Here is a 12,273-nt window from a genome sequence, read left to right as displayed (position 1 = left end):
CCACGTTATCCCCCCTGGCTCACTGATTCAAAGGTAAGGTGAATGTAAACACGGTCCCTTTTCCTGGCTCACTTTTGACTTTAATCTCTAATTTATGAAGGTCCATTATGGACTTGACGATGGACAAACCAATTCCAGCTCCCCCTTTATTTGTTCTAGACTTCTCCACTTTATAGAACCGTTCCCATATGCGGTCAAGCTGATCCTCAGGGATCCCTTTCCCCTCGTCCAGCACAGACACGGCCACTTCGTCATTCATTTTTTGGAGCTTAACGCGAACAGTCCCTCTTTTCGGAGAAACTTGGATCGCATTCTGAAGCAGATTGACAAAGACCTGGTCCATTCGGTCGCGGTCTGCGGTCACAAAAATGGCCTCTGCATCAGGTTCAATATCCAAGATCATGCCTTTTCTTTCCAGCTGAGGTTCGAGAATGACCTGAATCCGATGCAACTGATCCGTCAAATTGTAAGGTTCCGGTGAAATCTCAACCTGCCCTGCTTCAAGCCTGCTCATATCCAGCGTGTCATTAACGAGTTTAATGACACGTTCTGTTTCTTCTTTCATGAGCCAATAATAATGATCTCGTTTATGTTCCGGGATAGTCCCATCTAAGAGAGCCACGAGAAAACCTTTAATTGACGTTAGGGGGGATCTCAAATCGTGGGATACATTTGCAAGAAAGTCTCTACGCATTTCTTCAAGACTATTCAGCTCTTCTGCCATGTAATTGAACGTCTCACCTAGTTGACCCACTTCATCTTCAGAGGCCACTTTCACTTTCCTAGAAAAGTCCCCTGTGGCCAGCTTCAGAGCTATGTCATTCATATCTCTTAGAGGAGCTGTGATTTTTCTCGACATAAAATATAAAATAACTCCGGCAAAGGCAATGGTTACGATGAACGGAAAAAGGATCATGAGTCCCATTTGGCGGTACTGGTGATCCAAATCGTGAAAGATCATCACCGCCACATAGGACTCCTCTCCTTCTGAAGCTTGGAGCCTATTGGCAATGATGTAACTCAAACTGCCGTTGAACCTTCCACCTTCAGAAACCATTTCACCAGAGGCCGCAGTATGAATGATCTCCCGTTCAGGATCGCGCCCATCGGTCCGGTTGTCTTGCGGGCTGAACACTCTTTCTCCGTCAGGGTGATAAACAAGGATGCTGTAATCCCGGTGTCTTAGCGCCGGCTGCAACGCGGACTCCGTTTCCTGTTCTGTCCAACCTGCCTCGGCACTATAGCCCAGTTGGTCCTCAAGCTGTCCTTGTTGATAGACGAAGAGATCCTCGTAATCATCGTAAAGGTTGAGATGGAAAAGATAGATGAACACAAGACCGAACAGAACGAAAGACAGGAAGATGATGAGAGAGTAACTAACCAATAATTTTCTGAATATCGTCTTAGTTTTCATCATATGGTTTCTCCTCAAATCTGTATCCGACCCCTCTGATCGTTTTCACTGACCAACGTGCCCCGTGGTGATGGAGCTTGTCCCGTATTCGCTTAATATGTACATCTATTGTGCGAGGATCTCCATCAAACTCATAACCCCAAACGTTATCAAGCAGCTGCTGACGGGAGAGAACTTGGTTCGGATGAGAGGCAAAGTAATAGAGCAGTTCCGTCTCCCTGGGTGCCATCAGCACTTCCTGGTCGTCCACCAGGATCCGAAATTCACTCATGTTCATCATCAAATTAGAAAACTTCAATTGTTCCTTCTGCTGAACCGCGTGTCCTGATCTTCTAAGAGCAGCTTTTACTCTTGCACTCAGTTCGTTTGGGTCAAAAGGTTTAACGATATAATCATCAGCTCCCATTTCCAGCCCTTTGACAATATCGTAACTCTCTCCTTTTCCGGTGAGCATTAAAATGGGGATGTGAGGATCATCGAGACGGATCATGCGGCATACTTCCCAACCGTCAATTTCCGGTAGCATCAAGTCCAAGATGATGCAATCAGGCGACAGATCGTAATACATCTCCAGACCTTCGGATCCGTCAGCCGCATGAAAGGGCTCAAATCCCATTTTCTCTACATACATCCCTATTAGGTCAGTAATATTTGGATCATCCTCAATCGTTAGTATTTTTACGGGACGGTTCATGGCGTACAGCTCCTCTTTCTGGTACATTCAGCTTTTAGCATAAGCATACTGCAACATCATTCATTTTTACACAGCAATATGAACGGAGCGTTAACAACGGGAACAGTTCTGCTTAGCAGCAAGAGGATTTCCGAAGAGGTGGGGGTATTGGAGGAATTGAAAAAGAAACCATCAATTTGTAAAACAAACTTGACAATAAGTAAAGTTTGTTTTACATTTACCATATAAAGTTAAATATTAGAAGGAGTTGGATCAACATGTTGGAGACGCTAGTGCACTGGGGAAATTATATTGGCGGCGTTGTGATGTTAGTATGTCTTGTAGTCATGCTAATCATTAATAAGAGGATGGGGTCGGACGAACGCGCGAAATCACTATCATCTCGAACCTTCTCTGTGATGTTCTTCCTCCTGGGAGCTATGATTGTGGTTGCTGTCATGTTCAGCGTTGATGAGTCGCTAACTAGTACAGGGTATCAGAATCTGACATTGGTGATGTTTGCCTTGACCTTTTTAATCGGAACTGCCTACATGGTCGTCCTTCAATTTAGAAACTAGCCGTTAGGGATGGCATCTGCTGAATCACATTGCCCTTCTTTAAAAAGTTTCTTTCACTTGGTTTAGTACCAGACTAATCAAACAAGGAGTGCCGGCCAATGGGTAATCAAACGTATCTTCTAGAGACAAATGGTTTAACGAAAACGTATAAAGGAGCGAAGGTCGTCAATGGTCTCTCTCTCCAACTTGAAGAAGGAGAAATTTACGGATTCCTCGGCCCTAACGGAGCAGGGAAAACGACGACGATCCGGATGCTGTTAGGTCTCATCAAGCCAGCAAAAGGAAGGGTGACCGTCTTCGGAAAGGACTTATCGAAAGAACGAATCACCATTCTTAAGCAGATCGGTTCCCTGGTTGAATCTCCCTCTTACTATCCACACCTGACAGGTAAAGATAACTTGGAAACACTCCGTAAAATCCTGCAGGTGCCGAAGTCGCGAATAGCTGAAGTACTTGAGATGGTCAGGCTGACAAAAATGGCTGACCGGAAAGTGAAAGAATATTCATTAGGCATGAAACAACGCCTGGGGCTGGCAGCTTCATTGCTCGGAAGTCCGAAACTGCTCATATTGGACGAACCAACAAATGGGCTTGACCCGGCAGGCATGATTTATATTCGGGAATTAATTAAACAACTGCCCGTAAAATACGGAATGACGGTCCTCCTATCAAGCCATTTGCTTTCAGAAATCGACCAAGTTGCCACAAAAGTAGGGATCATCGCAAAAGGGGAAATGATTTTCCAAGATCAGATTGACGTCCTCCGTGAAAAAGCAAGCCGGAAATTACACGTTCAAATGAATGACTGGGAAACAGGTCAAAAAGTCCTTTCTAGGCATGGCATCGAGACGGCCCGTCACGATAACTGGCTGACAATGCCGAATCAGCCCGACGGAAAAATTGCTGAAATCGTAAAAGAGTTAGTCTATTCTGGCCTTGATATTTACAGAGTGTCTGAGGAGATCGCTTCCCTCGAAGACATTTTCCTCAACCTTACGAAAGGTGAGGAAACATTATGATGAGAGCGCTGATCCAGTCCGATCTTATGAAAGTGAAAAAGATGGTTTGGGTGATGATGATCGCTTTCCCCGCAGGACTCGTCGGTTTGCAGGCAGTGAATTATTCGCTGCGCCTTGACCACCTGCTGGGATTACATGATGATTACTGGTATTTCCTACTTGAAAATGTCCATATTTTTTGGCCAACGATCCTCGTGTTAACACTTACGCTGATCATTTCATTGTTTGCAAGTGTCGAACACGAAACTCATACGTGGACGAAGCTGTTTTCACTGCCGGTTAACAACGGGAAAATTTACCTTTCCAAATTGGCGATTATATTAACGGTGCTCATCGTATCATCAGTCCTTTTTGTCATCTTTTCAATGATACTAGGCCTCTCACTTGGATTCGGCAGCGACCTGCCTCTCATGGCCGCTTCACAGATGAGTCTTTACACATTTATAGCTGTACTTCCGTTTGTTTTTATACAGTTCTGGCTCTCGATGGGGTTTACAAATCAAGGTATTGCTTTAACGACAGGGATTGCGAACGCCGTGTTCATTATGTATGCAGTTGACATGCCGACATGGCTGCCGTGGCGCTGGCCACTTCTTTTGGAAGGTATTACGACAATTGCGCCGGATATCTTCTACGGGCTCGGAACAGGTGTAGTCCTGACGGTGATCTCCCTGATTCATCTGACACGAAAGGATGTGACCGCATGATGTTTTCAAACGTGTTAAAATCTGAATGGTTAAAGCTAAAACATTCCAAAGTTGTTTTTATCGTTCTTGCGAGTCCTGTGCTGGCGACGATTATCGGATTGTTCTCAACGATGCACGTGCCCGAACACCAGTGGCTCGGGACGATCACGACGATGATTCTCGCACATAGCGCTATTTTCCTGCCCCTTCTCACGGGTGTCTTTGCAGCACTTATTTGCCGTCATGAGCATTCAGGGGGCAGCTGGAAGCAAGTATTAACGCTTCCTGTTTCAAGGCTGCAAATCTATTTTGCCAAATTTATCGTCATCCTTTTTCTATTGACGTTAACCCAGACCGCATTTCTGATCGCTACGTGGGTCGCAGGGACATTAAAAGGATTCTCGGACCCCTTTCCATTTGTAAATGTGTTGATGAGTGTTGGAGTAGGCTGGCTTGCCTGTTTACCGTTAATTGCGCTGCAACTGTGGCTAGCCACCATGCTTACGTCGTTCGCAGGACCAAGTGTCGTCAACGTGATGTTGACATTTCCAGCCGTCATTATCGCCAATTCTCCTCTGTTCGGCCCCTTGTATCCTTGGGCTCATCCATTGTTAGGGATGACCCAGGCCCTTTCCTACTCATTAGGAGGAGATGCGGGATTTTTGGACTCGGCAGTGACGTTTTACGTGGTCATGATCTCTAGCTTAGCCTTATTTACGGTAGTCGGAAGCGTCCATTTTCAGCGACGGGAATGGGTTTAAGTTCATCATGAATGGAGGGAACCCCATGGGAAAAAATACATCGGGGAAACTGGACAATCACATACAAATGTGGCGGTCAAAATATAAAATGACACAAGCGGATCTAGGAAAAAAAGTCGGTGTCAGCCGGCAAACGATCATCTCCATCGAAAAAAATAAATATACACCATCTCTCACCTTAGCCTTTGAACTGGCCCTCGCTTTCGACTGTTCCATTGACGACCTGTTTGATTACGAAACGGGTGAAGAATAATCATGCAAAGCGAACATGGTCCAAGCAGAATGCTACATTCACAGGTTCTGATAGCGACGTTGAATCTCAAGACCTATACATTCCTTAACAGCTCCACTATTGTTCCTGTGACATAATACCTTCTCTCTTTCTAATTTTCATTATAAAAAACATGAAATACCTTCACCTTGTCTATTAAAATGGATTACCGTTTCATTGATCATACTTTAGCAAAAGATCCTGCTTCCGCTTGAACGAATCCTGTTTCAGATACTGAAAATCAAAGTTGGAATTTAGAACTTCACCCAAAAAAGCGATAGCTTATGTACGCCACCGCCGGAAAAAACTTATTTTTTTCTTTAATAAAAACATGACTACTAGATGACTTTTCTGCTCGTTTGCTGCAATTCCAGATAGGAAGAGGTTAAAATAAACCCTTTAGTAAATATATTCAGGCTGTTTTTCTAATCACTTCATCATTCCTCCTTGCCACTAATACAATTGTCGGTGGTTTATAAGAAAGACTGCTTATTACTTTTAAGATTGATAAACACTGTTCACTTAAAAGGATCACGTTCACTCTTTGATCCTGAATTATCTGTTGTACATTAATTTCTGTGATTTTCTCACTGTAAATAAATAAATTTTTCTGATCAAAAATGCGCGTCAATTTATCTTTCTCAATTTCATCTTGTGAAATCAATAAGATTCTTGGCTTCATACAAAGCCCCCTTCATAAAATAATTTTCTGAACACGTTTTTCCAATGATTGCTCCTCTGAACAATTCGAGGTGTATATCATTGCCTTTACCATAGGATTTACAATAACTAGAATGGTAGTGGGAGGTCGACGCAAGTCACATCACAATTGTCGACAAGTCTGATAGCGGTTACAACTGAACTTAATTATGAGGTGCGAGGTACTTTAATTTAGGGAGTGACGTGGTTTATTCTGAGGTTAAAACGTTTTAAAGCCTAACTGTTTTAATCAGTTATTTGAATAGTCCTTTCAGAAGCAATAGTTAATACATAACAGTAGGTAATTTTTGTGTTGTTTTGTTAAGAGAAACTGCGGGTCACTCTCCGTTCTTGCAAATCTATATCACCCGTGTCAGCTTTTATTGATGAATTTCCATAGACTTTTTAATCTTTACAGCTTTAATACAACAAAAAACGCTAATACTTATAGAAACAGGTAATAGAAACATTGCCAATTGAAAGCCAGACTGCTCTCTGAAAAGATGGATCCATGAATCTAAACCAAATATGATTCCTATTGGTGTGGAAACTGACATTATAGCTATGAAACTAGCATAAGAGTTCCTTGAATCTTTCATTCTTAATCTCTCCACTTGGCTAAGTATCTTCTCCTCTAGTCTAACATCTATTTCAAATAACTGTTTATCTACAGGAAAATTATCTCAAACTTCAACATTATTTTCTCTCATCGTTCCTCTTATGTGAAACCGGTGGGTGCCTGATTCTTATACACATAATCGTTTTCTCACTGATTAATAAAACACGCAAATAGCTTTAGGTTCTCTTAACCTATTAAACCTATTTCTTCCCTTTACCTTCCTTAAACATTTTCTCAGAAACGGACTCGATGATGAACGTTAAGCTTTCCTCAAACACTTCTTCTCCTACATCTTGATGATGCAGCGACAGTTGAAAGACTAATTTAATGACCCCATTCAAGACCTCAACGGACAAGGATTTATCCATCTGTCCCTGAAGTTTCCAATGATTCATTAACGAAGTAAAATTAAACGGGTCCACTTCGTCATATTCTGTCAGTATGTCTGAGGGTAGCTTTCGAACGAGCAAATCGAATTCTTCTGTTCTCATTACGCGTGCCAGAACAGGCATTTGCTCTATAATAAGTAAAGCCTTCGAAAGTATTCGCGCAAATTGGCGAGGTGTAATTTTTGCTACAGACTGAAAATCAGTGAACAGCATTTCTCTGACAGCCTCTTCTTCTTGTTTTAATAGGGTGAAGTAAAGCAGTTCCTTCGAGTCAAAAAACTTATAAAACGTGCCTTGAGCAATGCCGGCAGCTTTCGTCAGATCGTTAATACTTGTTTTTTTCAATCCTGTTTTTGCAAACCTTTCTCTGCCTGAATGAATCAATGCTTCTTTTATTCTTGCTTCCTCAGTTTCATTAAATCCTCTTGGTGGCATAATCCCTCTCATTTTATGAATAAAAAATAAAAATATTCACACATTCATTTAACCTCTAACCTAAAAAGTTGTCAACGGTTTTAAATAAGCGAGGAAACATAAGTCGTTATAAAGCTTTTGCCATTTTATGAGACTTTTTAATCTCATTTTTATTGTTACATTCTCTGACAAAAATCCTTTCAGGTTCACTAAACCAAGTCATACTATGTCACATACTTCAAAAGTTGCTGGTTACTCCGTTTTTATTTTTCAGAAAATACTGAATAGAAGAAAAAATAATCTGTTAAAAAATGACTAAAAAGGAGAGACGTGATTTTGAAGGTAAGAGACATTTTTAAGTTTAAGAATGAACAAATGAAGGTGCTACATTTAACGTGGATTGCTTTTTTTGTTTCCTTTTTCACCTGGTTTAACATGGCCCCTTTGGCCACCACCATGCTCGAATCAAGCAGCTGGTTGACAAGTGAACATCTGGCTGCACTGGCTATTGTGAATGTAGCTTTGACGATCCCTGCACGAATAGTCATCGGGATGCTTCTGGATAGGTTTGGTCCCAGAATCGTTTATTCTGGACTGTTAATCCTCATGTCTATTCCTACGTTTATGTTCGCATTTGGTGATTCCTGGACACAATTAATGGTTTCAAGACTGTTGTTAAGCAGTATCGGAGCAAGCTTTGTGGTAGGGATCCGAATGGTCTCTGAATGGTTCCCTCCAAAAGATGTAGGATTCGCTGAAGGCATTTATGGAGGCTGGGGAAACTTCGGTTCTGCTGCAGGTGCTATGCTGTTACCTTGGTTCGCTCTTACCATGTTCGGTGGAGATGACGGGTGGCGGTATGCAGTGGCGTTAACAGGTGTTGTATGTATCATTTACGGAATTATTTACTACCTTGCCGTCAAAGATACACCTGAAGGAAAAGTATTTATTAAACCTAAGAAATCAGGAGCTTTGGAAGTCAGTTCCTGGAAAGACTTTATTCTACTTATCATTTGGACCGTCCCTCTCGGTGGCGCTTTAGCTGTGTTAGCGTGGAGACTTGCCGGAATGGGCTTTATCTCAGACACCGTACTCCATGTTTCGTATGCAGTCATCAGTTTAACGATCATCTATCAAATTTACAAGATTTTTCAGGTTAATGTCCCGATTCTCAGAAAAGGGGTGCCAGAGGATGATAAATATGAATTTAAAAATGTGGCAGCTCTAAACAGTACTTACTTTGCAAATTTTGGTGCAGAGCTGGCGATCGTCTCCATGTTGCCAATGTTCTTCCAGTTAACTTTTTCATTAACACCCACTTCGGCTGGGATTATCGCTGCCTCTTTTGCAGTGATTAATCTAGTAGCAAGGCCATTGGGCGGTATACTATCAGACCGGATGGGCAACCGAAAAAATACAATGCTCATTTATATGATCGGGATCACTGCCGGTTTGGGATTAATGGGATTCATCGATTCAAGTTGGCCTCTAGTTCTTGCAATTGCAGTCACCATTATCACATCCGTATTTGTGCAGGGTGCTGAAGGTGCAACCTTTGCTATCATTCCAATGATCAAAAAGCGGCTGACGGGACAAGTAGCAGGCATGGCAGGTGCATATGGGAACGTGGGCTCCACCCTTTATTTAACACTTTATACGTTCGTAACGCCTCAAACGTTTTTCTTCGTTCTCGCAGGTGGTGCTTTCATTAGTTTTGTCATGTGTTATCTCTGGCTTGAAGAACCTGAAAATGCGTTTGCAGAAGACTATTATGAATCCTCAGTAGATATAGCCAATGCTGTGGCAACTGAACCAGATTTTGAATTAAAACGCACCGCTTCGGGAGATCATTATCGTCTGTAAGGGTCATTCTGATTTTCACATTTTTAAATCATTTACTATATTTAAGGAGGACTACTCATGTCTAAACGAAAGCTTATATTAATAGGAAATGGGATGGCAGGTGTCAGATGCCTCGAAGAAATATTGAAGGAAGATCCAGAAAAGTTTGAGATCACCGTTTTCGGACGTGAATCTCACCCTAATTACAACAGGCTCATGCTTTCTTCCGTGCTTCAAGGTGACACCTCCATAGACGACATCGTCCTCAACTCGTATGAATGGTACGAAAGAAATAACATCACGCTCTGTACTGGCGAAACTGTCACTGTCATTCAAACTGAAAAGAAAACCATTCAAACGGACAAAGGCAAATCCATGGCGTACGACGACTTAATCATAGCAACGGGTTCAAACCCGTTCATGCTTCCCCTCCCCGGCGCTGATAAAGAAGGCGTTATTGCTTTTAGAGACATTAAAGACTGTGAAACGATGATTCAGTCATCCGAAAAATATAAGAAGGCCGTTGTCATTGGAGGTGGCCTTCTCGGGCTAGAAGCTGCACGAGGTCTATTGAATCTCGGTATGGACGTGGACGTGGTTCATATTATGGATCATCTAATGGAAAGACAACTGGATGTGACTGCCTCTACCATGTTGCAAGCAGAACTAGAGAATCAAGGGATGAATTTTCTAATGAACCATCATACGGAGGCTATTATAGGTTCTGGAAGAGTGAAAAAAGTAACGTTCAGAAATGGTAAACCTGTTAAAGCCGATCTGGTCGTCATGGCTGTTGGTATCAAGCCGAATGTAGGCATGGCGGCTGACTCCGGTATTGAAACGAACCGGGGCATCGTTGTTAATGACTATATGGAAACCAGTGCACCTGATGTGTATGCAGTAGGAGAATGTGCTGAGCACAGAGAAATGGTATACGGACTGGTGGCGCCACTTTACGAACAAGGTAAAGTTCTTGCTAAAAGAATCTGTGAAAAAGAAACTGGCAAAGGCTATGAAGGTTCCATTCTATCCACAAAACTAAAGGTAAGCGGCGTCGACGTCTTCTCTGCAGGAGAATTTGTTGACGATCCCACTGTCCGTGCTGTTCGAATCCAGGATGACTTTGAAAAGATTTACAAGAAAATTGTCATTCGGGACAACAAAATTGTGGGGGCTGTCTTATTTGGAGATACTTCTGAAAGCCGAAACTTGTTAAATTTGATTCATAACGAGATAGATGTGTCTGATATGAGTCAAGTTAATATCCTCCAGACCAATGACGATAACACTCCCAATACAGTAGCTGAAATGAGCGACAGTGAAACAATTTGCGGATGTAACGGTGTCTCCAAAGGCGATATTGTCTCAGCTATACAAAACGATAAGCTTACGTCAGTGACACAAGTAAGAGATTGTACGAATGCCTCCAGATCATGCGGTACGTGTAAAGGTTTAGTTGGTGAAATTCTTGAATATACACTTGGCGATGATTACGATTCCGCCTCTGAAAAAGAATCTGTATGCTCCTGCACAACGTTGACCCATGAAGAAGTTGTCTATGAAATACGTGCAAAAGGCCTCTCCCATACTCGGGAAGTTATGAACGTGCTCGACTGGCAGGAAGAAGAAGGATGCTCTAAATGTCGTCCAGCCATCAACTACTATCTCGGCATGGTCAATCCTATTGATTATGAAGACGAAAAAGAATCCCGTTTTGTTAACGAACGGATGCATGCCAATATTCAAAAAGATGGCACTTATTCCGTTGTTCCACGCATGTATGGTGGTGTCACAAATGCAAAAGACTTGCGAAGAATTGCTGATGTGGCTGATAAGTATGAAGTGCCTCTCCTCAAAATAACAGGAGGGCAACGAATTGATCTCCTCGGTATCAAGAAGGAAGACGTTCCAAACGTATGGAAAGATCTTGATATGCCATCAGGATATGCTTACGGAAAAGCTATCCGAACAGTTAAGACGTGTGTAGGAGAAGATTTTTGCCGATTTGGTACTCAGGATTCCATCGGTCTTGGAATTGCCATTGAAAAAAAATTCGAAAAGCTGAATACACCTCACAAAGTTAAAATGGGCGTCTCAGCTTGTCCAAGAAACTGCGCTGAATCCAGCATTAAAGATGTTGGCGTTATCGGGGTTGAAGGAGCATGGGAAATCTATGTAGGCGGTAATGGCGGATCCTCCCTTAGAGCAGCCGAACTTCTCTGCTCGGTGTCATCAGACGAGAAAGTCTTGGAAACAATTGCAGCTTATTTGCAGTATTATCGTGAAACAGCACAGTATCTTGAAAGAACCTCTCATTGGATTGAAAGAGTGGGTCTAGAGAACGTAAAGGCCGTTATCCTTGAAAACACACAAGAAAGAACTGAGCTTATCGAAAGAATGGAGATTGCCCTGACAAACTTAAAGGAACCATGGCAGGACATTATAAGTGACTATAAAAAGAAACATGATCTTTTTGAAGAAAAAGCTCTTACAATGATTGACAACTAAGGAGGAGGCGACACAATGATGAAACAAACACTTTCCAAACAGCAGGTTAAAATATGTCCATTGGATGAGTTACCTCTTCAAGTAGGGAAAAAAATAGTGATTAACGAACAAGAAATTGCTCTATTCAGATTACAAAATGATACCGTTAAAGCTGTAGAAAATAAATGCCCCCATAAGCAGGGGCCCCTTTCAGAAGGGATGGTCAGCGGGGACAATGTTTTTTGCCCACTACACGACTGGAAAATTAATTTAGACACCGGAGAGGTTCAAAAACCAGATGATGGCTGTGTCAAAACCTACCTTGCTGAAGTGGTTGACAATGACGTCTACATCTCGTTGTAATCCTGTTCCCGCCCTATAACTCATTTGCACATTACGTCTTCAAAGGTTGTGACAACAA

Annotated in this window: 12 protein-coding genes; 8 read left to right on the top strand and 4 right to left on the bottom strand. The window is 42.3% G+C overall.

The genetic code is table 11. The features are described 5' to 3' along the window. Nucleotides 1-19 precede the first annotated feature (19 nt). On the bottom strand, nucleotides 20-1,417 hold the full coding sequence (locus CR194_RS04550; RefSeq protein ID WP_110608434.1) for a sensor histidine kinase: 1,398 nt from the start codon (nucleotides 1,415-1,417) through the stop codon (nucleotides 20-22). After that, entirely contained in the window at nucleotides 1,404-2,108 is a 705-nt protein-coding gene (locus CR194_RS04545; RefSeq protein ID WP_110608433.1) for a response regulator transcription factor, read from the bottom strand. The genes CR194_RS04550 and CR194_RS04545 overlap by 14 nt, the downstream gene beginning before the upstream one ends. Nucleotides 2,109-2,365: 257 nt before the next feature. Here CR194_RS04545 and CR194_RS04540 point away from each other — a divergent pair, with 257 nt between their 5' ends. From CR194_RS04540 to CR194_RS04520, 5 genes are all read left to right on the top strand, one after another. After that, nucleotides 2,366-2,665, top strand: coding sequence for a hypothetical protein (locus CR194_RS04540; RefSeq protein WP_110608432.1), 300 nt, complete (start codon nucleotides 2,366-2,368; stop codon nucleotides 2,663-2,665). A 98-nt stretch (nucleotides 2,666-2,763) separates the two neighbouring features. Beyond that, nucleotides 2,764-3,684 carry an ABC transporter ATP-binding protein gene (locus CR194_RS04535; protein ID WP_110608431.1) on the top strand — a complete coding sequence of 307 codons (921 nt, stop codon included), beginning with the start codon at nucleotides 2,764-2,766 and terminating at the stop codon, nucleotides 3,682-3,684. Beyond that, nucleotides 3,681-4,391, top strand: a complete 711-nt coding sequence (locus tag CR194_RS04530; protein ID WP_110608430.1) for an ABC transporter permease — start codon at nucleotides 3,681-3,683, stop codon at nucleotides 4,389-4,391. The genes CR194_RS04535 and CR194_RS04530 overlap by 4 nt, the downstream gene beginning before the upstream one ends. After that, complete coding sequence (locus CR194_RS04525; protein WP_233254223.1) at nucleotides 4,388-5,131, top strand: ABC transporter permease; 744 nt, start codon at nucleotides 4,388-4,390, stop codon at nucleotides 5,129-5,131. The genes CR194_RS04530 and CR194_RS04525 overlap by 4 nt, the downstream gene beginning before the upstream one ends. 25 nt (nucleotides 5,132-5,156) lie before the next feature. Beyond that, entirely contained in the window at nucleotides 5,157-5,384 is a 228-nt protein-coding gene (locus CR194_RS04520) for a helix-turn-helix transcriptional regulator (RefSeq protein WP_110608429.1), read from the top strand. Nucleotides 5,385-5,814: 430 nt separating this feature from the next. On the opposite strand, the gene CR194_RS04515 is transcribed toward CR194_RS04520, so the two are convergent. Both CR194_RS04515 and CR194_RS04505 read right to left on the bottom strand, forming a co-directional pair. After that, a complete protein-coding gene (locus tag CR194_RS04515) occupies nucleotides 5,815-6,084 on the bottom strand; it encodes a hypothetical protein (protein WP_110608428.1) in 270 nt (89 codons plus the stop codon). An 836-nt stretch (nucleotides 6,085-6,920) separates the two neighbouring features. Continuing rightward, the gene (locus CR194_RS04505; protein ID WP_110608426.1) at nucleotides 6,921-7,556 is read right to left on the bottom strand and encodes a TetR/AcrR family transcriptional regulator; all 636 of its coding nucleotides are present in this window, start codon (nucleotides 7,554-7,556) and stop codon (nucleotides 6,921-6,923) included. 303 nt (nucleotides 7,557-7,859) lie between these two features. Here CR194_RS04505 and CR194_RS04500 point away from each other — a divergent pair, with 303 nt between their 5' ends. From CR194_RS04500 to nirD, 3 genes are read left to right on the top strand one after another with little or no spacing between them, the layout of a single operon-like run. Then, complete coding sequence (locus CR194_RS04500; RefSeq protein ID WP_110608425.1) at nucleotides 7,860-9,386, top strand: NarK family nitrate/nitrite MFS transporter; 1,527 nt, start codon at nucleotides 7,860-7,862, stop codon at nucleotides 9,384-9,386. A 57-nt stretch (nucleotides 9,387-9,443) separates the two neighbouring features. Then, nucleotides 9,444-11,873, top strand: a complete 2,430-nt coding sequence (nirB, locus tag CR194_RS04495; protein WP_110608424.1) for a nitrite reductase large subunit NirB — start codon at nucleotides 9,444-9,446, stop codon at nucleotides 11,871-11,873. Between the two features lie 18 nt (nucleotides 11,874-11,891). Continuing rightward, nucleotides 11,892-12,215, top strand: a complete 324-nt coding sequence (gene nirD, locus CR194_RS04490) for a nitrite reductase small subunit NirD (protein WP_110608975.1) — start codon at nucleotides 11,892-11,894, stop codon at nucleotides 12,213-12,215. Nucleotides 12,216-12,273: the final 58 nt, after the last annotated feature.

The organism is Salipaludibacillus keqinensis, assembly GCF_003226325.1.
Lineage (GTDB): Bacteria > Bacillota > Bacilli > Bacillales > Salisediminibacteriaceae > Salipaludibacillus > Salipaludibacillus keqinensis.
The sequence above is the reverse complement of the archived record's forward strand: the minus strand, read 5'-3'. Positions and strand labels throughout refer to the sequence as shown.

Excerpts from the sequence above, each read along its gene's own strand:
- CR194_RS04550 (WP_110608434.1), bottom strand. The coding sequence starts at position 1,417 with ATGATGAAAACTAAGACGATATTCAGAAAATTATTGGTTAGTTACTCT.
- CR194_RS04530 (WP_110608430.1), top strand. The coding sequence starts at position 3,681 with ATGATGAGAGCGCTGATCCAGTCCGATCTTATGAAAGTGAAAAAGATG.
- CR194_RS04520 (WP_110608429.1), top strand. The coding sequence starts at position 5,157 with ATGGGAAAAAATACATCGGGGAAACTGGACAATCACATACAAATGTGG.
- CR194_RS04515 (WP_110608428.1), bottom strand. The coding sequence starts at position 6,084 with ATGAAGCCAAGAATCTTATTGATTTCACAAGATGAAATTGAGAAAGAT.
- CR194_RS04505 (WP_110608426.1), bottom strand. The coding sequence starts at position 7,556 with ATGAGAGGGATTATGCCACCAAGAGGATTTAATGAAACTGAGGAAGCA.
- nirD (WP_110608975.1), top strand. The coding sequence starts at position 11,892 with ATGAAACAAACACTTTCCAAACAGCAGGTTAAAATATGTCCATTGGAT.
- CR194_RS04545 (WP_110608433.1), bottom strand. The coding sequence starts at position 2,108 with ATGAACCGTCCCGTAAAAATACTAACGATTGAGGATGATCCAAATATT.
- CR194_RS04525 (WP_233254223.1), top strand. The coding sequence starts at position 4,388 with ATGATGTTTTCAAACGTGTTAAAATCTGAATGGTTAAAGCTAAAACAT.
- nirB (WP_110608424.1), top strand. The coding sequence starts at position 9,444 with ATGTCTAAACGAAAGCTTATATTAATAGGAAATGGGATGGCAGGTGTC.
- CR194_RS04535 (WP_110608431.1), top strand. The coding sequence starts at position 2,764 with ATGGGTAATCAAACGTATCTTCTAGAGACAAATGGTTTAACGAAAACG.
- CR194_RS04540 (WP_110608432.1), top strand. The coding sequence starts at position 2,366 with ATGTTGGAGACGCTAGTGCACTGGGGAAATTATATTGGCGGCGTTGTG.